This is a genomic window from Streptomyces sp. NBC_00691 (assembly GCF_036226665.1).
In the GTDB taxonomy this organism is placed as follows: Bacteria; Actinomycetota; Actinomycetes; order Streptomycetales; family Streptomycetaceae; genus Streptomyces.
The window spans coordinates 1,000,341-1,024,318 of the sequence record NZ_CP109007.1; the positions used below are offsets into that span (position 1 = coordinate 1,000,341).

The following is a 23,978-nucleotide window of genomic DNA, read 5'->3' on the forward strand; positions in this document are numbered from 1 at the left end:
CCTTTTCGTATTCGCCCGCTTGTTACGCGGCGGCGCCCTGCGTGTTCTCTTAGCAGTGCGGTCCCCGGTGCGCGACCATACGGACGCCGAGTCGCCGTGCTCGACACCTGAAAAGCAGACGACGTCACGAGCATGCGGCCGGCAGACGGAAACATCGCGACAGGAAGAAGGACGTACGTGTCCGGCAGCGAAAGCGAGAACCCGGCAATCCCCTCCCCGGCCCCGAAGGACACGCGTCCCCGGACGAACCGGGACTGGTGGCCGAACCAGCTGGACCTCACGGTCCTCCACCAGCACTCGCCCCAGGCCAGCCCGATGGACGAGGACTTCGACTACGCGGCCGAGTTCGCGACCCTGGACGTCGAGGCGCTGAAGCAGGACGTCTTCGAGGTGATGACGGCCTCGCAGGACTGGTGGCCCGCCGACTACGGCCACTACGGGCCGCTCTTCATCCGGATGAGCTGGCACGCGGCGGGGACGTACCGCATCGAGGACGGCCGGGGAGGCGGCGGCTCCGGAGCGCAGCGTTTCGCGCCGCTCAACAGCTGGCCGGACAACGCCAGCCTCGACAAGGCACGCCGACTGCTGTGGCCGGTCAAGCAGAAGTACGGCCGGAAGATCTCCTGGGCCGATCTTCTGGTTTTCGCCGGTAACTGCGCCATGGAATCCATGGGATTCAAGACGTTCGGATTCGGCTTCGGCCGTGAGGACATCTGGGAGCCCGAGGAGGTCTTCTGGGGCCCCGAGGACACCTGGCTCGGAGATGAGCGCTACAGCGGCGACCGGGAACTCACCGGTCCTTTCGGCGCCGTGCAGATGGGCCTGATCTACGTCAATCCCGAGGGCCCCAACGGAAATCCGGATCCCCTCGCCGCGGCCCGTGACATCCGTGAGACGTTCGGCCGCATGGCCATGAACGACGAGGAGACGGCCGCGCTGATCATCGGCGGCCACACCTTCGGCAAGTGCCACGGCGCGGTCGACCCCTCCTGCATCGGTGCGGAGCCGGAGGGCGCCCCCCTCGAACAGCAGGGCATCGGCTGGCGCAGCACCTGCGGCAGCGGCACCGGCGCCGACGCGCTCACCAGCGGCCTGGAGGGCGCGTGGACCACCGCGCCGACGCGGTGGGACAACGGCTTCCTGGACAACCTCTTCCGGTACGACTGGGAGCTGACGACGAGCCCGGCCGGCGCCCAGCAGTGGACCCCCACGGACCCCGCGGCCCAGGGCACGGTGCCCGACGCCCACGATCCGTCGAGGCGCCACGCTCCGATCATGCTGACGACGGACCTGTCGCTGAAGCTCGATCCGGTCTACGGGCCGATCGCGAAGCGCTTCCATGAGAACCCGGACCAGCTCGCGGACGCCTTCGCCCGCGCCTGGTACAAGCTCCTGCACCGCGACATGGGTCCCGTCTCGCGGTACCTCGGCCCGTGGATCCCCGAGCAGCAGCTGTGGCAGGACCCGGTCCCCGCGGCCGACCACGCCCTGGTCACCGACGCGGACGTCGCCGACCTCAAGCGCCGGATCCTCGACTCGGGTCTCTCCGTCTCCCAGCTGGCCACCACCGCGTGGGCGTCGGCCGCGAGCTTCCGCGGCACGGACAAGAGGGGCGGCGCGAACGGCGCCCGGATCCGGCTCGCGCCGCAGAAGGACTGGGAGGCCAACGCCCTTCCCGAGGTGACCGAGACGGTGACGGCCCTCGACCGGATCGGGCGGGAGTTCAACGACGGCCAGTCCGGCGGGGTGCGGATCTCGCTGGCCGACATGATCGTCCTGGGTGGCTGCGCGGCCGTCGAACAGGCCGCGAAGAGCGCGGGTCACGACATCACCGTCCCGTTCTCGCCGGGGCGGACGGATGCTTCTCAGGAGCAGACCGACGTCGAGTCGTTCGCCGTGCTGGAGCCGAGGGCGGACGGTTTCCGCAACTACCTCCGGGCGGGCGAGAAGCTGTCACCGGAGACCCTTCTCCTCGACCGCGCCAACCTGTTGACGCTGACGGCCCCCGAGATGACGGTCCTCGTCGGCGGCATGCGGGCGTTGAACACAGGCTTCCGCACGTCACGGCACGGGGTGTTCACGGACCGGCCGGAGGTTCTCACCAACGACTTCTTCGTGAACCTGCTCGACATGGGCACGGAGTGGAAGCCGTCGACGGCCACCGAGAACGTCTACGAGGGGCGGAGCCGCGCCACGGGCGAGGTCCTGTGGACGGCGACCGCCGCCGACCTCGTCTTCGGCTCGAACTCCCAGCTCCGCGCGCTGGCGGAGGTCTACGGCTCCCGGGACGCGGGCGAGAAGTTCGTCCGTGACTTCGCGGCGGCGTGGACCAAGGTGATGGACCTGGACCGGTTCGACCTCGCCTGACCCGGCACCCCGGGACGCCCCGGCCGCCCGACACCGGGCCGGGGCGTCCCGGGTGCTCACTCCTCCAGGAGTCGACGGGCCTCGCCGAGAAGGCGCAGGAGTTCGGCCCGCGCCGGGTCCTCGGGGGCGACGGGCTCCGCCCCGCGCGGTGCGTGGGTGGTGAGGACGTGCAGGGCGACGGCGGCCTGCCGGGCGAACAGGCTCAGCAGGTCGAGCTCGGACAGGCTGGACCGGGCCTGCGGAGACGGATCGAGGACCTCCAGCACGCCGAGGACGCGGTCCCCGTGCACGAGCGGCGCGGCCATCAGGGCGTTCGGCACGAAGCCGGTGGAACGGGCGACGTCCCGGTCGAAGGACGTGCTGTCGTGGAGGTCGTCGACGACCATCGGCTCGCCCGAGGCGGCGACCCAGCCGGCGATCCCCCGGCCGGCCGGGAAGCGGCGGCCGACCAGGAACTCCTGTCCCTGTCCGGAGACGGCCTCGAAGACGAGCTCGTCCGCTGCCGCCTCCAGGAGCAGGATGGAGCTCGCCTCGGCGCCGAAGATGGCGCGGGCGGTGTCCACGACCGACTGCAGAAGTTCCGCCATGGCCGGGTCGGGCCGGGGTGCGGAGGGGACGGCGGGGGCGATCGTCTGAGCCATGGGGGTTCCCTTCCGGCGCCGGTCGTTACCGGCTGCCGTGGACACGGACGTTGGCGGCGGACAGGTACAGGGCGTTCTTCAGCTGGAACGGCGTCAGCCGCGGGCGGCTCGACAGGATCCGCGCGCAGAGCCCGGCGACGAACGGGGTGGCGAAGCTGTTGCCGGACGTACGGATCGACGTACCGCCCAGCCAGGCCACCTGCACCCGCTGGCCGGGGGCGAAGAACTCCACCGGCGGGTCGGGGTTGTAGAGGTGCAGGTCCGGGTCGTCCTCCTGGTGGCTGCCGACCGAGATCACCGAGGAGAAACGCCAGGGGAAGCTCTCCACATGGGTGTTGTGCGCGGAGGCGACGATCACGGTCTGCTGGAAGTACGCCTCGTCGGCGAGCCGGCGCAGTTCCTCCACGAAGCGGTCCCGGCTGGTCGAGAGGCTGAGGTTCACGACGTCGAAGCGCTGGCGGACGGCCCACCGGATCCCTTCGAGGAGGATGTCGCCGCTGCCGGAGAACCGTTCGCCGAGCACCCGGACGCTGGACAGCTCGCAGTCCGGGGCGGTCCGGCGGATGATCCCGGCACAGGCGGTGCCGTGACCGCAGGCGTCGCCCTCGTCGGTCTCCTCGACGTGGACGCCGTCGTCGTCCTTGAAGACGCGCCAGGACCGGGCGACGGGGCCGACCATGGGGTGGTCCCGTTCGACCCCGGAGTCGACGACGCAGACGCGCACGCCCCGCCCGGTCCCGCCGAGCAGCCCGCCCTCGGGCGGCTCCGGCGGATGGTCGGCCTCCACGGGTACGTCGTCGGGACCGCGCCCCCGGAGACCCCAGGTGAGTCCGGGAGCGGGCGTGGCGGGGGTGAAGGTCTGGGCCGGTCGGTGGCCGGTGGTCATCGCTGGGCTTCCTTTCCGGTTCCGTCGGCCGCCCGGCCGACGGAGGCGGGTCCGTCGGCCCGGAGGCCCTGACAGCGCAGGGCGACGGCCTCGGCCTCGCGTGCGGCGGGGCGGTGGCCCTTGGCGGCGAAGCTCCACCGGGCGCGCACCGCCGCCTCGGCCGCGTTCCCCGGGTGCCCCAGCGCGAGCGCGGCACGGGCCGCGTCGAGGGCGGCGAGCCCCTGGACGATGGGCGAGTCGGTGCGTACGGCGGTGGCGAGCGCCCGGTCGGCCAGGCGGGTGGCGGTCGTGTCCTGCCCGCGTGCCGCGGCGATCCGGGCGCGCAGGCCGTCGAGGTCGGCGGACTCGGCGCGCGGCCGGTCCCCGACGGGCTGCCCGCCCGTCGGGTGGAGTGCGGCGAGGGTGTCGTGTGCGGCACGCCAGTCGCCGAGGTCGAGGTGGATGCGGGTGGTGTCGAGGAGGGCGCTGCGCAGGAGGCCGGTGGCGCCGAGCGCCCGCGCGGCGGTCGCGGCCCGCTCCAGGCCGAGGAGGGCCTCCTCGCGGCGGCCCGCCAGCTCGTCGACGGTGGCGGTGAAGAGGGGCAGGAAGGCGTCGGTCTCGGCGTAGCCGAGCCGCTGGGCGAGTTGTTCCGCCTCCGCGAGGCAGGCGAGTGCGCCGTCCCGGTCGTCGTGGAGCGCCAGGAGCACGGCCAGCGGGCAGTTGAGCGTCAGCCGCACGGCCCGGCGGCCGGCGCCCTGCTCGGCGAGCAGGGCACGACAGCGGGTCACGGCGTCGGCCACGGGCAGGGGCCCGCGCCAGAGGGACACCCCCATGGCTCCGAGGGCGGCGGCCCGTTCGGGCTCGGCATCGGCCCGTACGGCATGACCGAGGGCCCGGTCGAGAAGCCGCTCGGCCTCCCGGTGCCGGCCCTGCTCCTGCGCGTGCTGCGCGAGCCGCAGACAGGCACGGGCCTGCCCGAACTCGTCACCGGTGGCGGCGAAGACGGGCAGGGTGACGGCGGCCGCCTCGGCAGGCGACTCACCGGACCGGGAGCCACCGGCACGCGCTGCCTCCGCGGGACCCGCCGCCTCGGCCCGGCGGATGTCCGCACGGCTGCCTGCCGACCCGCCGACGGACGCCAGACTCAGTCGGGCGTGCGCGGCCTGCACCACGTCGGTGCCGCAGCCGTCCCCCGGAACCTCGGCCAGGACTTCTTCGAGGAGGGCCCGGCCTTCCGTGACGCGCCCCAGGTCGAGCAGCGTCTGGCCGAGTCGCCGCCGTGTCGCCGTACCGCCGGGCTCGCCCGCCGCGTACCGGGCCGAGGCCCTGCCCAGCAGGTCGGCGGCCCATACCGGGTCGGCGTGGGCGAGCGCGAGACGACCGCCCTCCGCGAGGGCGTCGGCGGCCCGCCGCCGCAGGACGTCGGTGTGCGCGTCCTGGGCACCGAGTTCGACGCGGTAGCGGTACGCCTGCTCCAGATGGGCGCCGACCGCGGCACTGCCGCGCCGCTGGACCGTGTCCAGGCGGGCCGCGCGTTCGTGCCGGTCGGCGCGGTCCTGCTTGGACTGGCTGGTGTGGACGACTTCCTGGATCAGCCCTCCGGCGAAGCGGAACGCCCCGCCGTCCGGCCTGATGAGGCGGTGCCGGACGAGCCGGTGGAGGGTGGTCCGGAGCTCGGCCGCGGTCCATGCCTCGGCGGGATGCGCGGCGAGCGCCGTGAGTTCGTCGGCGGTGAAGTCGCCACCGAGGACGGACGCCAGCCCGAGGACCCGTTGTTCGGGCGGTTGGAGTGCGTCGATCCGGGCGCCGATCAGGGCCTGGAGGGGCAGCGGAACACTGTCCGCGTCGACGGGGTCACCTGCGACGAGCAGCTGCTCCAGATGCAGGGGGTTCCCGCCGACCCGTGCGAGGACCTGGGGTGCGAGCGGCGCGCTGTCGGCCTCCTGCGCCGTGAGCCCGGCCGCGAGGAGTTGTGCCTCGCCGTCGGAGAGACCGCCCAGCAGGACGGCGCCCGGGGCGAGTTCGGGCCGTACGTCGAAGAGTTGGGGCCGGGTGAGCAGGACGATCAGGACGGCCGCGTCGGCGAGGGCGCGCAGGAGCCGGTCGAGGGCGTCGAAGAGCGGCTGCGCGGCCCAGTGGCAGTCGTCGATCACCAGCACGACGGGCTGCGCCTCGGACAGCTCGGCGAGCACCCTGGCCAGCGCGGCACACGTGTCCGCCGGGGACGGATTGGGTGTCCCGTCGAGGAGCAGGCCCTGATGGAGCAGATCCAGTTCGGGTGAGGGGACGACGGTGCCCACGCTCTCGAGCAGCCCGGCCACGGCATCGGCGAGGGGCCCGAGGCTCGGCTGCTCGCCCCGGGCCCGACACCGGCCGACGCCGTGACGCGGGGCTTGCGCGGGAGCGGAGAGCAGGGGGGACGGCGTCAGTGCGGAGCTCCGTCCCTCGGGCCGGCCCGCGGCTGTCGCGCGGTGGAGCCATTCCCGTACCAGGCGGGTCTTCCCCTGGCCCGCCTCACCGCCCACCACCAGGCGGTCGATGCCTCTCCTGCGCGTCACCTGCGTCAACACCTCGTCCATCAAGGTGAGTTCGGGGACGCGTCCGACGAAGCCGACGTCGAAGCGGCGGAGGGATTCCGGGCCGTCCTCCTCGTCCAGGGCGATCAGCCGGTGCGCCGCCACCCGGTCGCTCTTGCCCTTCAGGAGCAGCGGCCCCGTCTCCGTCGTCCGGACGCCCGGCCCGGCCGCCGCCAGCGTGTCGGGGCCCAGCAGGATCTCCCCGGCCGCCGCGTTCTGTTCCAGGCGGGCGGCCACGTTCACGACCTCGCCCGAGACCATCGCCTGCCGCTGCGTGGCCGAACCCGTCACCGCCTGACCGGTGTTGATGCCGATCCGCATCTCCAGCCGTACGCCCACGGCCTCCTCCAGTCGGGCGTTGAACCCGGCGAGCGCCTCCCGCATCGCGAGGGCCGCGGCGGCCGCCCTCCGGGCGTCGTCCTCCCGGACCGTCGGCACACCGAACACCGCCATCACCGCGTCTCCGATGAACTTCTCCACCGTGCCGCCCTGCTCCTCGATCCGCAGCCGCATCAGGTCGAACCAGCGGAGCGTGACCGATCTCAGGGTCTCCGCGTCCAGCGCGCCGGAGAGCGCGGTGGAACCCACCAGGTCGCAGAAGAGGACCGTCACCACCTTGCGGCCCGTCGGTCTCGCCACGGCCGGCCCGGCAGCGCACGGGGTGCCGCAGGACGGGCAGAACCGGGCTCCGGACGGCAGGGCGCTCCGGCACGAGGCGCAGGGCATGGGTTCCTCCGGTGGACGGCGGACGGGGACGGGGACGGTCGGTGGACGGGGACGGGGACGGGGACGGGGACGGGGACGGGGACGGGGACGGCCGGCGGACGGGGACGGCAGTGGACGGCCCCGCGCCCCCGCTTCAGAACAGCGCGCCGCCCGCCACGTCCGCGTGGGCCTGGACCTCGGGGGCCGCCGCGTCCAGTCGCCCTCTGATGTCGACCAGCAGGGCGAGCTCGTCCGGCGTCAACGCCCTGATGACTTCCTGCTGCTCCTCGCTCAGTGCGTGGACGTCGAAGCCCGCGGCGGCGAGAGCCTCCGGGGTGGGCTCCGTGCCGTGCGGGGTGCCGTTGTCCGTCATGAATGTCCTCCGGTGTCCTCGGCGAGGGAAAGGAACAGGCGCGTGAGCAGGTTCGCCGTGTGCAGCGCGCTGACGGCGACGGCGGTCTGCAGGGCCGGGGTCGGCGCGAGCGCGTCGAACACCCGGTAGAGGTCGTCGAGGTGGCCGCCGTCGAGTTCCGCGTGCTCCCTGAGCGTGCGGAAGGCGGCGCCCGGCAGCCCGGTGACCTCGGCGAGGCGGTCCGCGAGCCGGGGCCCGGGGGCGTTGCCCTCCAGGACCGCGATGTAGCCGAGCAGGGCCACGGGGTGCTCGTGCGCGACCCGGTAGTACTGCGCCCCGGCCAGTTCCACGACGATGGGGTGCGGCACGGCCGACGGACCCGCGCCGGCGGCGGCCAGGTCGTCGAGCAGCCAGGCGTCGTGGTCCCGTTCCTCCTCGGCATGGCGGAGGAAGTACGCGGCCAGGCTCCGCGCGGCGGGGTCGTCGGGCTCGGCGGCGCACCGCTCGGCCGCGCGTACGAGAAGCGGCACCGAGGCGCGTACCAGAGGATGCATCGCGGCCAGGTAGCGCGCGTACCGCTCCCGCAGGCCGTCCGGCCGCCACAGCGCGACGGTCGCGGCTCTCAGGACGGGCGCCGTGGGCGCGAGTTTGGTGCGGAGGGCCAGAGATGCGGTGACCGTCGCGGGGGCGATGCTCGGCGGGGCCGTGGTGGAGGTGGTGGTGCCTGTCGCGGGGGCTCCGGCCGTGGGGGCGGTGACGGTGGCGTTCATCGGCTGCTCCTCTCGTGTGCGATGGGCGAGGGCGTGGCGGTGCGGGGCGCGTTCGTGGGCACGAGGTCCTCTCCGGAGGCGGGCTCGACCAGGTGCGCATAGCGTCCGCAGCCCATGCGCCGCACCAGTGCGGCGGGTCCTGCCGCGCGCTGCTGCTCCGTGGTGAGCCGGTCGAGGAGCTCGCCGACGCGACCGCCGGCGTCCCGGGCCGCGCCTTCCAGGACGCTCGGGCGGTCGGCGAGCGCGTGACAGCTGCGGCAGTAGCCGGCCGGGGCCGGCTCGGTCTCGTAGCGGGCGTGGAGGCGCCGTGGGCCGACCGCGCGCAGCATCCGCAGCACCGGAGAGCCGAGGGAACGTTCGCGTACGGCCGGCCAGTCGTCCTCGGCGATGTGCCCCAGTCGCAGGTGCGGGGGGACGGGGCGCCGGTCGACCGTCCACTGGTTGCAGCAGGCCGCGACCGTCCCGTCGAAGGCGACCACGGGCCAGGCTGCGAGGGTGCAGGGAGCCGCCAGGCTGTCGTCGGGGCCCGGCGGTGTCGCGCGGACGAGGCCGGCGGCGCGGCCGAGCGGCCGCACCTCGTTGACCAGCATGGGCATCCGGGCGCCGAAGACCCGGCGCACGTCCGCGACGACGTCCACCAGGTACGGGTCGTCGGTGTCCGCGCCGGTGCCGGTGCCCGTGACCCTTCCCGTTCCCGTGAGGTGGATGCTGGCGGGGATCCCGGCGTCGAGTACGGCACGCAGGGCGCTCAGCACGTCCGCGCGCGGGACCTCGCGCTCGTGGTGGACGTCCAGGCTCGCCGAGAAATGGTCCAGGGTGGTGATCGTCCGCATGATCCGCTCGGGAACACGTCCCCCACGGGCGAAGAACATCCCGCTGAGCAGGGCCACCCGGGCCCCCTTGGCCCGCGCGAGCCCGGCCACGCGGGCGGCTAGCCCGGGGAGGAGCAGCGGTTCGCCGCCGGTCAGCATGACCACCTCGGGACGGTCCTCGGCACCGAACGAACCGATGAAGTCGAGAAGCTGCCGCCGGTCGGGTTCCTCCGTGGCAGCCATGGAGGAACCCGTGGAGCAGTGCGCGCAGCTCATGGGGCAGCGGCGGGTGAGCGCCACGAGGAGACCGCCGCAGGGCACCGGCCGCAGGCCGATCAGCTCCGCCAGGTCCATGTCCGTCTCCTCCTCCGTGAGTTCGCACCGCGTCGTGCGCCGCGCGCGGAGCATTCCCGGATCGTGGCCCCGGGCGGCAGACTTCCGGTTCACGAACGCCTGGTGAACGGTTAAGCCGCAGGTCCGGAAGGGTCCGCAAAGCTCGGGAAGGCGCGGGAAGGGGGCCGGCGGAGCGCGCGGGCACGTGGCGGACGGCCGGGCGCCGCCGCCCCGCGGAGGCATCGGCGCACGTCCCGGGCTCGTACCGCGTCCGCGTCGTCGACGCATACCGGCGTCCAACCGTCGACCAGGCGTTCCCATACCCGTCGTCCGTACGTTCTTCTCAGCCGGCGCAGCGACGCCGCCAAACGAGGAGGACGAACATGCCCGAGAACACGAACCCGAAGCCGGTCGAGGACGAGGACATCGAGGTCGTGGCGCACGGGGAGGCCGAGGAGGACGAGGCCGGCTGCATCATCAACAACTCCAGCGACATCTCCTGACGCGACTCGTCTCGTCCTGAGTACCTCGCGGGCCACTCGGTTCTCGGCGGATCACGCCAGGACCGGGGGGCCCGCGGCCACTCACCGACCGATCGCCCCGGCCCCCGCCCCAGCCCCGGCCCCCGCCCCACCCTTCCGCCACCCGCCCGACCCCGAGGGAGCGCGCACGTCGTGAAGATCCTGCTCTGCCCGCTCAGCGACGGCGGCTACCTCTATCCGGCGCTCGCCGCGGGCCGCGAGCTGCGTCGGCGCGGCCATCACGTCAGCGCCCTCGCCAGAGCCTCCGCCGTACCGTTCGTGACCGAGGCCGGGCTGCCGTGCGCGGTGGCCGAGGACTTCGGTGGCCACCGGGCGTTCTCCGCCACGTGGTGGGGGAGGACCGGGGCCGCGCAGTACCGGGCGATCGTGCGCGCGGCCCGGGCGGCACGGGCCGAGCTGCTCGTCACCTCGGTGCTGTGCAACGGGGCCCTGCTCGCCGCCGAGGTCCTGGACATCCCGGTGGTCGTGATCGGACTCTCGGTCCATCTGTGGGACTACCGGAGCGGCGGCGACGGGGAGCCGCACCTGGGCAGGACCAGGGAGAGCAGGACCCGCGACAGCCTGGACCTCCACGCCGCCACGCGGGAGGAGGCCGGTCTGGCCGGACGGGCCTCCCGCTGGGGGAACGACCCATTGCCGGGCGACGCGCTGCTGCTCCGCGGGGATCCCGCCCTGGAGCACCCGGGCGCGGAACTCCCCGCACGGGTACGGCACGTGGGACCACTCTCCTGGGAACCGGCGCCCGAACAGGGGGAGTGGGAGACCGTCCGGGACCACCTGGACCGGACGGGTACGGGGAAGCCCGTCGTCTACGTCCATCTCGGCCGCTTCTTCGGCGGGCGGACCCTCTGGCCACGGCTCAACGAGGCCTTTAACGGTGGACCGTTCCGGGCGGTGGTCGAGCAGGGCCGGTCCACCGACCCCGCGCCCGCCCCGGAGGCCGACATCCTGCTCGTACGGAAGCCCTGGATGGGACCGCTCGTCGACGCGGCCGACCTGGTGCTGGCCAACGGAACCTCGGCTCCGGTCCTGTCGGCCCTCCTGCGCGGCCGCCCCCTGGCGCTGTCGCCCAACGGGTCCGAGCAGCCGCTGCTCACCGGCGCCTGCGTACGGGCCGGCGTGGCCGTGCGCGACCCGAAGACCCCGTCCGTGGACCTGTCGGCGCTGCTGGAGTCGGTGTCGCGCGACGAAGGACTGCGGACCCGAGCCCGCGCGCTCGGCGACCGGCTGGCCGCGGTGGACGGCGCGGCCCGCGCGGCCGACGTCGTCGAGCGGGTGGCTCAGGCATCCGGAACCCCGAAGGAGAACCATGAGTACGCGATCAGTCGGCCTCGATGAGGCCGTGGCCAGTCTGTCCATGGGTACGCGGCACTGGATCGCGCGCCACGCGGGGTACCTGGACTCCCCCGCCGGTCACGCGGAGCTGCCGGTGACCCCCCGCGTCAAGGCCCTCCTGCAGCTCGCGCTGCTCTGCCGCTACTGGGGGGCGTCAGCACCGGCGGAGCCCGCCCTCCGCGAGGCGTCCTCGATCGTCGAACGGGCGTGGCAGCGACCCGACTTCCCCCGCCTGCTCACCCTCGACGGGCGGTACGCAAGGCAGTTCGAGCTGATGTACGCGGCGCTGGCACCCGCCGGGACCGTCACCGGCGCCCCGCGCGCCGTCCTGGCCCGGCTCGAGGACGACGGCTACCTCGCACCGCGGCGCAAGGCCCCGTACCTCCACCTGGAGGCGCGGTTCTACGCCGATCTCGCGGGCGCCGAGCACGCGTTCGCCACGTACGACGAGCTGTACGCGGCCAGTCTGCCCGCCCGGGCCGCCACCCTGCCGGTGGCCGACCTGGACGCCTGCGTGGTCACCCACACCGTCTTCTACCTCAGCGACTTCGGCCTCCGTGACACCGGTCTGAGCGACGAGGCCCGCGAGCAGGCCCTCCAGGTCGTGGAGCGGCTCACCCACCACTGCCTGGGTCTCGGCGAATGGGACCTCGTCGGCAAGCTCGTCCTCGCGCAGTACTGCCTCGGGGCGGATCCCCTCGGTACACCCTCCGGGGCGGCCGGCATCCGGATGCTCGCCGAGGTCCAGGCGCCGGACGGAGCGATCCCCGGGAAGTCCGTCGTCAGACGCGCCCCGGCCGACGCGACGCCCGTGCAGTACTTCCGGAGGTCGTACCAGGCGACGCTCGTCACGGCGCTCACGACGCTGGTCGTCGGAAGCGGCAGGCCGGACGCGCCCGCCGCTCGCCCCCTCGCGGGAACCGCGGGAGCCGCGGCCACCGCGGGAGACACCGGTGCGACGGCCGTACGGGAGGCGACACGGTGAGCATGGACCGAGCGACGAGCGTCATCCCGGAGACCCCGAACGCCGCCCCGCCGGCCGGCACCGATCTCGCCGCCTCCGGCGCGCGCCTCCTCCGGGGTGGGCGCACCTGGTGGTTCCTCGGTCCGGGCGGCGTCGCCCGGCTCGCCGACCGCCATGTCACCCCCGACGGCGGCCTGCGCACCGAGGCCGAGCAACGGCTGCGTGAGAGCGGCATGTTCACCCCCGCGACGGTCCGGGCCTACGCCCTGACCGTCCTCACGAGCACCCACTGCAATCTGGGCTGCGGCTACTGCTTCCAGAACACCGCGCAGGACCTGTCGGGCGGGAGCCGGCCGCCCCGGATCGCCCGGACCCGGCTCGACTCGGAGACGATCACGTCGATCCTCGGGTTCACCGAGCGCCAGATGGCCGCCGTGGGCCTGGAGAAGCTCAGGATCCTCCTGTTCGGCGGCGAGCCCCTCCTCAACCCGCGCGGGTGTCTCGAACTCCTGGAACGGGCCGCCGGCATCGCTCCGACCTCGGCCTGGATGATCTCCAACGCCACCCTGCTCACCCCGTCCCTCGCCCGCAGGCTGCACGAGCGCGGTCTGACCTCCGTCCAGGTCACCTTCGACGGCGACCGCGACGACCACGACCGGATCCGGGTCGGCAGGGCGGACGGCAGCGGCACCTTCGACAAGATCGTCCGCAACATCGTGAAGGCCTCCGAGGCCACGCCACTGCGGTGGACCCTGCGGGTCAACGTCTCCCAGGAGACCTTCCACGGCGTCGACTCCCTGATCGACCGGCTTGCGGCCACGCTGGACCCCGCGCGCTGCACGCTGTACTTCGCGCGGATCGGCGACGTCGGCGTCGGCTACGCCAACAGCCTTCTGCACACCGGTGAGCTCTCCTCCGCCTTCACCCGGTGGCAGCGCAGGGCCCTCGAACTCGGATTCGCCGTGAACCGGCCCGGCGGTCGGAAGACCTGCGTCACCTGCGGCCACACCAACGGCCGGTACGGCGCCGTCGTGAGCGCGGACGGGACCCTGGCCAGCTGCTGGGAGACCGCGGGCAAGCCCGACTGGGAGGTCGGCACCGTCAGCGACGGCTATCTGCCCAGCGCGAAGACCGACGACCGGTGGATCGCGTGCCAGGACCTCTACAGCTACGACGAGGACGCCCGTACGCTCGCCAGGTTCCGCGACACCGTCGACACGGCCCTGCTCGACCATCTGCACGAGACGGGGCGCCTGTAGCCATGCCTCCCTCACTCCTGGAGCAGCTCTCCGCCGGCGCGCTGGACTGGCTGGACGGGAACCTCGACCACTTCGACCCGTTCTCCGCGGGCACCACCGGGGAACCGGACCGCTCGACGGCCCCCTCGCCCGCCCGCGGAAAGGCGAAGGCCGCCCTGGAGCTGGGGCTGCTCTGCGACCGCGCCGCCCGGCCGGACGCCGCCGCCCCGGATCCCCTGAGCGGGGCGTCCGCACTCGTACGGAAGCTCTGGCAGGACCCGGACTTCCCGCGGCTCTTCGACGACAGCCCGGCGTACGCCTCCACGTACCGGCTGGTGTACGCCGCGCTCGCCCCCGACGGCATCGACGACACGCTGTGCCGGGAGGCCCTCGCGCGGCTGGCCCCCGACTTCCTGTCGCCGGGCGGGAAGTCACCGTACCTGCGCATCGAGATCCGCTACTACGCGGACAGGGCGGGCGTGCGCCACGCCATCGAGCCGTACGCCGCACTCGTCCCGCGGAGTCCCCTCGTCGCCCTCCGCGCCGCCGGGCCGCCGACCGCGACCGCCCGGGACAGGGCGGAGCCGCTGACCGTCCCGCAGGCCTACGCGCTGACCCACACCGCCTTCTACCTCGGCGACTTCGGCCGCACCGGCCCCCGGATCTCCGGATCCGACCTGGACCACGCGCGGGACCTCACCCGGCGGACGCTGCTCCACTGTGTCGCACACGACCTCTGGGACCTGGCGGCGGAGCTCGTCCTCACCCAGTTCGTCCTCGGCGAGGATCCGCTCCGCACGCCTTCGGGAGCGGCCGCTCTGGCGTGCCTCGCACGGGCCCAGCGGCCCGACGGGGCGATCCCCGGGAGGTCGGCGGAACTCAGGGCCGCGCCGCGGGCGACGGGCGTCGAGTTCTTCCGGAAGGCGTACCACACGACCCTCGTGACGGCCCTCATGGCGTCGATCGTCTCGTCGCCGAGGTGGGCCTCATGACACCACGTCTCACGCTCATCAACCGCGACTACACCCGCCTCTGGTTCGGCCAGGCCGTCTCGTCCGTCGGCGACGCCGTCTTCAGCACGACGCTGGTGCTGTGGGTGGCGACCGTCCTGGCGAAGGGCGAGTCGTGGGCTCCGATGGCGGTCAGCGGCGTCCTGATGGCGTCCAGCGTCGCCGTCCTGGGCATCGGACCCCTCGCGGGCGTGTTCGTCGACCGCTGGGACAAGCTGGCCACGCTGCTCCGTACCGAAGTGGTGCGCGGCGCGCTCGTGGTGGTCCTGACCGTCGTCTCCTTCCTGCCGACCGACGCGCTCCCGGTGGGTGTCTGGCTCGCCCTCGTCTATGTGACCGTGCTCCTGCTGCACGCGACCGGCCAGTTCTTCTCACCCGCGCGCTTCGCGATCCTCGCGGACCTCGTGAAGGGGGACGCCAACCGCGCCCGGGCCGCCGGGATCGGCCAGGCGACCGGCGAGACCGCCTGGATCATCGGCCCGCCGCTCGCGGCGCCACTGCTGTTCGCCGCGGGAATCCAATGGGCCCTGCTCTTCAACGCGCTGTCCTACGCGGTGTCGTACGTGGCGATCCGGTCCATCGAGGTACCCGCGTCGGCCACGACGGGGAACAGCGGGAGGTCCGCCCCCGAGACCGCTCCGGACGACACGAGGCCGGCGCGGCGACGACCGAGCCTGGGCGGCGAGTTCGCGGACGGCGTGCGTTTCTTCGCACGCAGCAGGTTCCTGGTCGTACTGCTTCTGCTCGCCGTCATCGGGCAGTTCGGCCTCGGCGCGCTCAGCACCCTCAACGTCTTCTTCACCACCGACAACCTCCACGCCGACGCCCACCTCTACGGATACATCGGCATGGCGATGGGCGTGGGCGGCATCACGGGCGCGTTGAGCGGGGGCCGGGTCGTGCAGTGGTTCGGGGCACGCCGGAGCACCTGGATCAGCCTGCTGGTGAGCGGTGTCCTCCTGATCGCCTACTCCCGGCAGACCACCTTCCTCGGCGGCATCGCGCTGCTCTTCGTCTTCACCATTCCGCTGACCGTCCTCAACACCGCGATGGCGCCACTGCTGCTCGCGGCGGCGCCACCGGCCTTCCGGGGCCGGGTGATGGCCGTGTTCTACCCGGTGACCAAGCTGGCGTCGATGCTCGCCGCGGTGCTGTCCGGCTGGCTCGCCGGCTCGGTGCTGACGGACGTCTCGGGCTCGGTCGGGGGTGTCCGGTTCGGCCCCATCGACACGGTCTTCGCGGTGTCCGGGCTGATCGTCGTCCTGTCGGGCGTCTTCGCGTGGCTGGCCCTGCCGGGGACGGAGAAGGCGGACACGGAGACGCCGGTCACGGGGGAGAAGGCCGCCGCGCTCACGGCAGACGTCCCGTCCCCGGCCGGATCCCGCGGACACCGTGCGCCCGACCACGAACGAGGGAGACCGGAGTGACCACCGACGCCCGGCGCACACGGCGCCCGTACCCGCACGCCGATCGGCAGGACGTCGTCGAGGAGATCCACGGGGTGCGCGTACCGGACCCGTACCGCTGGCTCGAGGACGCCGAGAGCGCCGCGACGCGCCGGTGGAGCGCCGCACAGGAGGGCCTGTACGCGGCGGAGCGCGCGGCCCTGCCCGGTCTGGAGCGGTGGGAGGCGGCGGTGGCCGCGCTCGGCGCCGGTGCTCGTGTCCGCTCGCCCGAGGTCCGTGGCGGCAGGCTCTTCTGGCTGCGGCAGCAGGCCGGTCAGGAGCATCCGGTCCTGGTGGTGGCCGAGGCGGGAACGGGGACGGGGAGGGACGCGGGCACGGAGCGCGTCCTGCTCGATCCCGTCGCCCTCGACCCGTCCGGCCGTACCGTCCTCGACGCCTGGGAGCCCTCCGTGGAGGGCGATCTGCTCGCCTACCAGGTGTCCCGTGACGGGACGGAGGACTCGCTGCTCCGGGTGATCGACGTGGCCACCGGCGAGGTCGTGGACGGGCCGCTGGACCGGGTGCGGAAGGCGTCGGTCGGCTGGCTTCCCGGCGGCGGCGCGTTCTACTACGTCCGGCGGCTGGACCCCCGGCTCCACCCCGGCGAGGAGCGCTACCACCGCAGGGTCTGTCTGCACCGGGTCGGCACGCCGGCGGACACGGACGCCGTGGTCTTCGGCGAGGGGCGGGACAAGACGCAGTTCTACAGCGTCTCCGTGACCGAGGACGGCCGCTGGCTGGGCATCACGGCCACCCTCGGCACCGGCCGCGGAACCGACGTCTACCTGGCCGATCTGACGGCCGCGCCGCTCGACCGTCCGCTGCTGCGGCCGGTCCAGGAGGGCCGGGGGGCCGCCACCCGGCTGCACGCCGTCCGCGGTACGGGCCCAGCGGACAGGGTGTGGCTCCGCACCGACCGCGACGCGGCGCGCGGCCGGGTCGTCGCGTGCCGGCCGGACGAGCTGCACCTCGGCCCCGGCGCGTGGCACGAGGTCGTCCCCGAACGGCCGGACGCGGTGCTGACCCATCTCGTGGTGCTCTCCGGTCCCGAGCTCGAGAACCCGCTCGGCCTGGCCGCGTGGACCCGCGACACCGTGGCCGAGGTGACGCTGCACGACCTGGTCGAGGGCCGGCAGGTGGCCGCGCTGCCGCTCCCCGGCACCGGCGCGGTCGGCGACTTCTCGGCCGTGGCGTCGGGCGGTCACGAGGCGTGGTTCGCTTACACGGACTTCGTCACGCCGGTACGCGTCCTCCACTTCGACGCCCGTACGCGCCGTCTGACCCGCTGGGACCGGGATGCCCTGTCGGCGGACGGTCCGGGCGGTCCCGGTGGTCCGGTGCCGGGTGATCCGGCCATGGGCGGTCCCGGCGGTCCCGGTGGTCCGGTGCCGGGTGATCCGGCCATGGGCATTCAGGCGACAGGTGGTGCGGTGACCCGACAGGTCGCGTTCCCGTCGCGGGACGGGACGACGGTGCGGATGTTCGTGATCTCCCCCGCCGGGCACCCGGACCGGCCGCGCCCGGCGCTGCTCACGGGATACGGCGGCTTCGGCCGCACGATGTCGCCCCGCTACCGTGCGCAGGTCCTGGCCTGGGTCAGGGCGGGCGGGGTGTTCGCCTGGGCGGGACTGCGCGGCGGCGGCGAGGAGGGTGAGGCGTGGCACCGGGCGGGGAGCGGTGCGCACAAGCAGAACACCTTCGACGACTTCGGCGCGGCGGCCGACCGGCTGGTCGAGGAGGGCTGGACCGAGCCCGGCCGGATCGCGATCATGGGCGGCTCCAACGGTGGCCTGCTCGTCGGCGCGGCCCTCACGCAGGAGCCGGAGAAGTACGCCGCCGTGGTGTGCTCGTCCCCGCTCCTGGACATGGTCCGCTACGAGCTGTCCGGCCTCGGCCCCAGCTGGACGCCGGAGTACGGCAGCGCACGGGACCCGGCGCGGCTGCCCGTGCTGTTCGGCTACTCCCCCTACCACCGGGTCACGCCCGGGGCCGCGTACCCGGCGGTGCTGCTGACCGCCGCGGACGGCGACACGCGCACCGACCCGCTGCACGCCCGCAAGATGTGCGCCGCGCTCCAGCACGCCTCGTCGGGTACCGGCCCGATCCTGCTGCGGCTCGAGCACGGCGTCGGCCACGGGGACCGGGCCGCGTCCCGCGCGGCGGCGCTCCAGGCGGAGTGCCTGGCCTTCCTGGCCTCCCACGTGGGTCTCCCGGCCCCGGGCTCCGGCGCGGGGACACCGCCGCGGTAGCCGCGCGTGCCGTGCCCCGGCACGGCACGTCCGGGCGGCCGCCGGTTCACGGCGAGGACAAGCGTGCCGGGGCGGGCGTGAGTCGCGCTCAGCGGTGCTCCCCCGGGACCACCGGCCGCCACCCACCGGCCCTCCACCGCTCCCGTCACCGCCGGCACCCCCCGTCACCACCGCCCTACGTCAGCACCGGCGTCCCGTACCCCACGCCCCGTGCGTACAGCCGTATCAGGTGCGGCATGTCGTACTGCGCCGCGTGCGCGGTGACCTCGCCGCCGGGCGACGTGACCATGCCGGCGTCGATGAGCGCCTCCACCACCCTCACCGCGTGCCGCTCGTCGCAGCCGAGCGCCTCCGCCGCCTCCGTCAGACCGAACGGGCCGTCCCCCGTCCCCGCGGCCAGCCGCCCGGCGTCCCGGCCCCGTTCCGCCGGGAGCGTCTCCCAGCCGTGGGCCAGCCGCTGCCGTACGGACACGTCTCCGGCCGTCAGTTCGTCCAGGGCCCCGGTGGGGTCGGTCAGCCGGTCCGCGAACTCCCGCAGCGGTACGTGGCGGAGCACGGCCAGCCGCATGCCGCTCACCCGTACCGCGAGCGGCGACCCGCCGCACGCCCGGACGATCCGCAGCGCGGCCTCCCGGTCGGCCCGCACCCGTCGCACACCGACGAGCCCGGCCAGGAGCTGTACGGCCTCGGCCGTGTCGAGCGGCGGGACGGTGATCCGGTGCACCGGTGCCAGGCCGCCCAGCTGGCCTCGCGCGGTGAGCAGCACCCTGCCCCGTCCGCCGCACGGGAGCAGCGCTCGTACGGCGCCTTCCTCGGGGACGTCGTCCAGGATCACCAGGACCCGGTGGCGGGCCAGCCACTCCCGCCACGCCTCGGGAGTCGGCGGTCCGGTCCGGCCCGTGAGTTCGCCGAGTTCCGCGAGAACGGCGGGTACGGGCCGGGTGCGGCCCTCCGCGTCCCGCAGGGAGACACAGAACCGGCCCTCGGGGAACCTGCCGCCGAGAAGGTGGGCGGCCCTGACCGCCAGCGTCGTCTTCCCCGATCCCGCGGGGCCGGACAGCACTGCGACAGGGCCCGCTTCGCCCGCGCCGACTCCGCCGCCCCCGTCGCCGCCCTCCAACAGGTCCAGGACGTCGTGGAGCTCCTCGCCGTGTCCGGTGAAGTCGACCAGGTCGGGCGGCAGCAGCACGGTCGGCCTCGGCGGGGCGGCGACGGCTCTTGCGCCGGGCGGTCCGCCGGCCTCGCCCGGGCCTGCGGACCGGGTCTCCCCCGCGAGGACCGCCCGGTAGCGGGCGGCCATGGCACCGCTCGGCTCCAGGCCCAACTCCCTTGCCAGCAGCTGCCGGTAGTCGTCGTAGACCGCGAGCGCCTCCGGCTGCCGGCCGGAACCGCTGAGCGCACGCATCCAGGCGGAGCGGAGCCGCTCCCGCAGCGGATGCCGCTCCACCAGGTCGCGCAGCCCCTCGACCACGGCCGGGGCGCCGCCCAGCTCCAGCTCCGCCTCCGCCCAGCTCTCGTACGCCGTCACGTGCCGCAGCCGCAGCCGCTCGGCCTCCTCGGCGAGTAGGGGCGACTGCCGGAGGTCGTCGCCCAGCGGCGTTCCCCGCCACAGGTCGAGGGCCTGCCTCAGCAGTCGGGCGGCCTCCTGGGGCGGCTGCCCCTCGGCGGCCCGCACCAGGGAGCGGAACATCAGGAGGTCGAGTTCCTCCTCCGCCGCCCGCAGGACGTATCCGGCTCCCGTGTGCGTGAGCCGTGGCCCTTCCTGATCCTCCTGGTCGCCCTGTCCGAACAGCGCGCGCAGGGCGCTGACGTACACCTGGATGTTCTTGCGGGCCGTACGAGGGGGCTCCTCGGGCCACACCGCCTCGGTCAACGCGTCGACGGAGACAGGAGAGTTGACGGATGCCAGGAGCGCGGCCAGCACCGTGCGCTGCTTCAACGGGCCGAGGGGCAGGGGTCGCCCGTCCCGGTGGACCGTGAGCGGGCCGAGGACGGAGAACCGGAGTGTGCCGGGTGAGGCGGCGGGCTGCGCGGACGGTCTCGGCATCGAGCGAACCTCCGTATGGTGACGGGAGTTGGTCGGTCCGCTCGATGATCCAGCGCGCCGGACCTTCACACATCGGTACCGGACCCTCACAGTCGCACCGCCGCGGAGCACCCCCTGGGGGACTCGGCCCCCCGGGATGCGGGAACGGCCCCCATCCCGGGTGTGCCGAGCCCCCACACCGCCGGCCGCGCGCTCGACCGGGCTGTGGGCAGCCGGGTGGCCGGCGCCCGCTTCCGGTCAGGCGGACGGCTGCCGGGCGGCGATCCCGGCCGGCCCCTCGTCCTGCGCCCGCTCCGCCGACAGCGCGCACAGCGCCGAGCGGTCGGCACAGCCGGTCTTGGCCATGAGGCTCGCCATGTGCTTCTCCACCGTGCGGGGCGAGATGCACAAGCGCCGGGCGATCTGCAGATTGCCCGGACGCTCCATGAGCAGCACGAACACCTCGTACTCGCGCGGTGTGACGCCGGCGGTGCGCAGCTCCGCCGGGATCCGTTCCCGGCCGCCCCGGCGCTGCGGCACGCTCACCCCCGCCTGCCGCAGCAGGGCCCGGCAGGCACCGGCCACGGGCTGGACGCCCGCCTCGTGGAAGTACTCCTCCGCGGTCCGCAGCCAGGCGACCGGTTCGCCCCACGAGTCGGCGAGCGCCGCCTCCGCGACCAGCCGGAGGGCGAGGTGCCAGCCCTGCGGGAAGACCGGTGCCGCCCGGCCGGCCTCCTCCACCGCCCGCCGCGCGCCGACCGGGTCGCCGTCCCTGCCGCGCAGGACCGCGTCCGCCATCCCGAGGAACATCCGGTTCCAGGCCAGCTGTCCGCCCGGTGAGGAGAGCGCGTCCCGGTACATCTCGCGGCCCCGGCCACTCGTGGGCGTGCCGCCGCCGCTCGCGACCGTGCCGTCACCGCTCGTGGGCGTGCCCCCGCCGGCCGCCGGGGCGTCGGCGCGGTCGCCGTCGAGGATCCGCAGCAGCGGGCGGAGCCCGTACCGCCCGCTGAGGTAGAAGAAGCTCGGGTGCTCCCGCTCCCAGGCGAGCGAGGCGTCGAGCTCGGCCCCGGCCCGCTCGCGGTCCTCCGCCATGAGTGCGCCGACGGCCTGGCACAGTCCGCGTTGCAGGGGGACGAGCATCGACTCCTCGCCGCCCGCCCGGCGGAACCGGACGAGGGCGCGCTCCTGCTCGCGGGCCCGCCCCTGGTGGGCGGCGAGCGTGGCGTCGACGAGGAGCAGGTAGCGGTGCGCCGACAGGTTCTGGAGGCGGGCGCTCGCCTCCACGGAACGGTCGACGATCTCCCGGGCGCGGTCCCACCGTCCGGCGAGGACGCTCTGCATGGCGAGCAGCCCGTCGACGGTCTGGAGCACGGTCAGGGAGCCGAGTTCGTGCGCCGCCGTGCGGGCGGTCTCCAGCTGCGTCGCCTCTCCGGTCCGCATGAACGCGTTGGTGCCGAGCCGGACCAGCGCCTCCGCGCGCGACACCGCGAGCCGGTGCTTCTCGGCGACCTCCAGCATCCGCACCAGACAGGCGTCGGCCTCGTCGAATCCGCGCTGGCGGGACAGCAGGGCGAGGAGCTGCCAGGCCTGGCAGGCCACGACGGGGCGGCCGCGCTGCTCCGCGGTGAGCGCGGCGCTCCTGGCGGAACGTTCCGCCTCCTTCAGACGCTCGCGACCGTCCCCGCCCGCCGCACTCGCGAGAGCACCCCGGCCGTCCCCGCCGTCCCCGCCGTCCCGCTCCGGCAGGAGCGCCAGATGGCCCTCGACGACCACGAGCGCCGCCTCCTGCTCCGGGCGCGGCTCGGGCCCGAGCAGGGCGCGGGCGGCCCGGATCCGGCGGCGTGCCTCCTCCTGCCGCTCGGCCATCGTCGCGACCCAGGCGACCTGGGTGTGCGCCTGGGCCCGCTCCTCCGCGGCGGCCGAACCCGCGGGCACCGGGGCCAGGTCGTCGAGCAGCGTGGACGCGAGGTCGATCCGTCCGGACTCCGCCTGGGCGATGGCCAGTTGCACCGTGACCTCGTCGCGTTCCCCGTCGGCCGCGAGACCGCGGGCGCGTTCGAGGAGCACGGCCGCCGAGCCCGAGGCGCCGGCGTCCAGCATCTGCCGCCCGACCTGGGCGAACTGGCGGGAGGCCGCCACCCTGTCGCCGGCCGCGAGCCGGAGAGTGGCCACCAACTGGCTCTGTTCCCCGGAGAGTTCGCCCGGCCGGTCGCAGGAGAGCGACGCGGCGGCGGACTCCTCGATCGCCGAGGCCGCGCGTCCGGCGAGCGCGGCCTGCTCGGCGGGCGGCAGCGACGCCCGGAGCGCGTCGGCGGTCAGGACGTGGCGGAAGGTGTAGTGGTCGTGGGCCGCCCCGTCCGGGGCGATGATCCCGGCCTCGGACGCGGACCGGAGGTGGGCGAAGAGGGCCCGGTCGTCGAGTCCGGTCACCGACCTCAGCGCCCCGACCGAGAAACGGCCGCCGAGCGTCGCCGCGATGAGCAGCAGTTCACGCACCGGCTCGTCGAGCCTGGCCAGGCGGCGCGCCCAGCTGCGTACCGCTCCCGTGGGGACCGCCGCCTCGCCGTGATCGGCGAGGAGCCAGCCGCCGTCCGCCCTGCTCAGCCGCCCCATGTCCAGGAGGTCGGCCAGGAGGACCTCCACGAGGTACGGGTTCCCTCCGGCACGCTGCGCGAGGTGCCGGTGCGCGGCCGGCGGCACCTCGCCCGGGGCCGCGTCCAGACACGCGTCCACCATGTTCCGTACGGCGTTCTCGTCGAGCGGCCCCAGCTCCGTCAGGGAGGCCGTGTTGCGCAGCTCGGCGGCGAGCGCGAGGTCCTGGGCCGGTCCCGGATCGGGCCGGAGCGTGCCGACCAGCAGGACCGGGAGGTCCGCCACGTTGTCGGCGACGTACTCGACGACCGCGATCGTCTCGGTGTCGGAGTCGTGCAGATCCTCCAGGAGGATCACACAGCCGCGTTCGCGCCCCAGTACGGCGAACAGTCTGAGGAGCGCCTCGGCCAGTTCGACGAGGGAGATCGTGTAGCCGGGCGCCGTCGCGGCGGCCCGCCATTCCGGCACGAGGCCGGCCAACGCGGGCCGGTACGGGTCGAGTTCCGGGTCCTTGGGTGCCCCCGCCGCCCGGAACCGCGAGGACAGCGCCTCGACCAGGGGCCGGAAGGGGACGACGAGCCCGGTGGACGTGGCGCGGCCGCGCAGCACCGGCATGTCACTGCCGTAGGCGCGGAGAGCGCACTCGCCGGCCAGCCTGGACTTTCCGATCCCCGCCTCGCCGAGGAGGAACACGGCCCGTCCGGCGCCCCTCCGGGCGCTCTCCAGGGCCTCGTCCAGTAACTCGATCTCGGCGTCCCGCCCCACGATGACCGACGACGTCGCACGCATGTCCGCAGGCTACTTGATCCTTTTCGTGCACGGCAGTGGGCCGGGGGGATCCCCCGGCCCACGCCCGCTCTCGCGTCAGGACACCGTGATGGTGCCCGTGGTGTAGGGCATGTCCCATGTGGCGACCGTGTCCAGATCGGCCGTCCGGAGCAGTCGGCTGCGCCGCCCCAGCATGCCGCCGGTTCCGAGCGTCACCTCGCCCACCGGGTCGTCCTGGGCCGCGGCCTCCGCGCCGGCACCGCCGTTGACGTACGTCACCGAGTCACTGATCTGCATGGTCCTCACTCGTCCTTCGTGTCCGCGGGAGTGGTGGTCGCGCCGAGCTGTGCGTGGGGCGGGAGTGGGTCGGATGGGTGGGTCGGGTGGG

At 74.2% G+C, this 23,978-nt stretch carries 16 protein-coding genes; 7 read left to right on the forward strand and 9 right to left on the reverse strand.

The genetic code is table 11. The features are described from left to right. Window positions 1-177 precede the first annotated feature (177 nt). A complete protein-coding gene (gene katG, locus OG392_RS04390) occupies window positions 178-2,367 on the forward strand; it encodes a catalase/peroxidase HPI (protein ID WP_329275785.1) in 2,190 nt (729 codons plus the stop codon). Window positions 2,368-2,423: 56 nt separating this feature from the next. On the opposite strand, the gene OG392_RS04395 is transcribed toward katG, so the two are convergent. The 6 genes from OG392_RS04395 to OG392_RS04420 all read right to left on the reverse strand — a co-directional run bounded on the left by OG392_RS04395 (window position 2,424) and on the right by OG392_RS04420 (window position 9,442). Beyond that, window positions 2,424-3,008, reverse strand: coding sequence for a GAF domain-containing protein (locus OG392_RS04395; RefSeq protein ID WP_329275787.1), 585 nt, complete (start codon window positions 3,006-3,008; stop codon window positions 2,424-2,426). 25 nt (window positions 3,009-3,033) lie between these two features. Then, complete coding sequence (locus OG392_RS04400) at window positions 3,034-3,894, reverse strand: S8 family peptidase (protein ID WP_329275789.1); 861 nt, start codon at window positions 3,892-3,894, stop codon at window positions 3,034-3,036. Further along, a complete protein-coding gene (locus OG392_RS04405; protein WP_329275791.1) occupies window positions 3,891-7,088 on the reverse strand; it encodes an adenylate/guanylate cyclase domain-containing protein in 3,198 nt (1,065 codons plus the stop codon). The genes OG392_RS04400 and OG392_RS04405 overlap by 4 nt, the downstream gene beginning before the upstream one ends. Before the next feature lie 220 nt (window positions 7,089-7,308). After that, window positions 7,309-7,527, reverse strand: a complete 219-nt coding sequence (locus tag OG392_RS04410) for an aroma-sacti cluster domain-containing protein (protein WP_329275793.1) — start codon at window positions 7,525-7,527, stop codon at window positions 7,309-7,311. Continuing rightward, complete coding sequence (locus OG392_RS04415; protein ID WP_329275796.1) at window positions 7,524-8,276, reverse strand: iron-containing redox enzyme family protein; 753 nt, start codon at window positions 8,274-8,276, stop codon at window positions 7,524-7,526. The genes OG392_RS04410 and OG392_RS04415 overlap by 4 nt, the downstream gene beginning before the upstream one ends. Next, window positions 8,273-9,442 carry a radical SAM protein gene (locus OG392_RS04420; RefSeq protein ID WP_329287063.1) on the reverse strand — a complete coding sequence of 390 codons (1,170 nt, stop codon included), beginning with the start codon at window positions 9,440-9,442 and terminating at the stop codon, window positions 8,273-8,275. The genes OG392_RS04415 and OG392_RS04420 overlap by 4 nt, the downstream gene beginning before the upstream one ends. Before the next feature lie 653 nt (window positions 9,443-10,095). Between OG392_RS04420 and OG392_RS04425 the strand changes: the two genes are divergently transcribed. From OG392_RS04425 to OG392_RS04450, 6 genes are read left to right on the forward strand one after another with little or no spacing between them, the layout of a single operon-like run. Further along, window positions 10,096-11,301, forward strand: coding sequence for a glycosyltransferase (locus OG392_RS04425; RefSeq protein WP_329275799.1), 1,206 nt, complete (start codon window positions 10,096-10,098; stop codon window positions 11,299-11,301). Then, window positions 11,273-12,283 (forward strand): DUF6895 family protein, encoded by a 1,011-nt coding sequence (locus tag OG392_RS04430; protein WP_329275800.1) that lies wholly within the window; start codon window positions 11,273-11,275, stop codon window positions 12,281-12,283. The genes OG392_RS04425 and OG392_RS04430 overlap by 29 nt, the downstream gene beginning before the upstream one ends. After that, a complete protein-coding gene (locus tag OG392_RS04435; RefSeq protein ID WP_329275801.1) occupies window positions 12,280-13,521 on the forward strand; it encodes a radical SAM protein in 1,242 nt (413 codons plus the stop codon). Before OG392_RS04430 ends, OG392_RS04435 begins: the two co-directional genes overlap by 4 nt. Before the next feature lie 2 nt (window positions 13,522-13,523). Next, a complete protein-coding gene (locus OG392_RS04440) occupies window positions 13,524-14,492 on the forward strand; it encodes a DUF6895 family protein (RefSeq protein ID WP_329275802.1) in 969 nt (322 codons plus the stop codon). Further along, window positions 14,489-15,937 (forward strand): MFS transporter, encoded by a 1,449-nt coding sequence (locus tag OG392_RS04445; RefSeq protein ID WP_329275804.1) that lies wholly within the window; start codon window positions 14,489-14,491, stop codon window positions 15,935-15,937. Before OG392_RS04440 ends, OG392_RS04445 begins: the two co-directional genes overlap by 4 nt. Next, window positions 15,934-18,204, forward strand: a complete 2,271-nt coding sequence (locus OG392_RS04450) for a prolyl oligopeptidase family serine peptidase (protein ID WP_329275806.1) — start codon at window positions 15,934-15,936, stop codon at window positions 18,202-18,204. The genes OG392_RS04445 and OG392_RS04450 overlap by 4 nt, the downstream gene beginning before the upstream one ends. Before the next feature lie 175 nt (window positions 18,205-18,379). Here the strand turns inward: OG392_RS04450 and OG392_RS04455 are convergent, their stop codons facing one another. From OG392_RS04455 to OG392_RS04465, 3 genes are all read right to left on the reverse strand, one after another. Further along, window positions 18,380-20,251, reverse strand: coding sequence for an AfsR/SARP family transcriptional regulator (locus OG392_RS04455; RefSeq protein WP_329275809.1), 1,872 nt, complete (start codon window positions 20,249-20,251; stop codon window positions 18,380-18,382). Between the two features lie 237 nt (window positions 20,252-20,488). After that, the gene (locus OG392_RS04460) at window positions 20,489-23,611 is read right to left on the reverse strand and encodes a helix-turn-helix transcriptional regulator (protein WP_329275811.1); all 3,123 of its coding nucleotides are present in this window, start codon (window positions 23,609-23,611) and stop codon (window positions 20,489-20,491) included. Window positions 23,612-23,686: 75 nt separating this feature from the next. Then, a complete protein-coding gene (locus OG392_RS04465; RefSeq protein ID WP_187624205.1) occupies window positions 23,687-23,887 on the reverse strand; it encodes a hypothetical protein in 201 nt (66 codons plus the stop codon). Between the last annotated feature and the right edge of the window lie 91 nt (window positions 23,888-23,978).

Excerpts from the sequence above, each read along its gene's own strand:
- OG392_RS04400 (WP_329275789.1), bottom strand. The coding sequence starts at position 3,894 with ATGACCACCGGCCACCGACCGGCCCAGACCTTCACCCCCGCCACGCCC.
- OG392_RS04430 (WP_329275800.1), top strand. The coding sequence starts at position 11,273 with ATGAGTACGCGATCAGTCGGCCTCGATGAGGCCGTGGCCAGTCTGTCC.
- OG392_RS04395 (WP_329275787.1), bottom strand. The coding sequence starts at position 3,008 with ATGGCTCAGACGATCGCCCCCGCCGTCCCCTCCGCACCCCGGCCCGAC.
- OG392_RS04445 (WP_329275804.1), top strand. The coding sequence starts at position 14,489 with ATGACACCACGTCTCACGCTCATCAACCGCGACTACACCCGCCTCTGG.
- OG392_RS04415 (WP_329275796.1), bottom strand. The coding sequence starts at position 8,276 with ATGAACGCCACCGTCACCGCCCCCACGGCCGGAGCCCCCGCGACAGGC.
- OG392_RS04460 (WP_329275811.1), bottom strand. The coding sequence starts at position 23,611 with ATGCGTGCGACGTCGTCGGTCATCGTGGGGCGGGACGCCGAGATCGAG.
- OG392_RS04440 (WP_329275802.1), top strand. The coding sequence starts at position 13,524 with ATGCCTCCCTCACTCCTGGAGCAGCTCTCCGCCGGCGCGCTGGACTGG.
- OG392_RS04465 (WP_187624205.1), bottom strand. The coding sequence starts at position 23,887 with ATGCAGATCAGTGACTCGGTGACGTACGTCAACGGCGGTGCCGGCGCG.
- OG392_RS04455 (WP_329275809.1), bottom strand. The coding sequence starts at position 20,251 with ATGCCGAGACCGTCCGCGCAGCCCGCCGCCTCACCCGGCACACTCCGG.
- OG392_RS04410 (WP_329275793.1), bottom strand. The coding sequence starts at position 7,527 with ATGACGGACAACGGCACCCCGCACGGCACGGAGCCCACCCCGGAGGCT.
- OG392_RS04420 (WP_329287063.1), bottom strand. The coding sequence starts at position 9,442 with ATGGACCTGGCGGAGCTGATCGGCCTGCGGCCGGTGCCCTGCGGCGGT.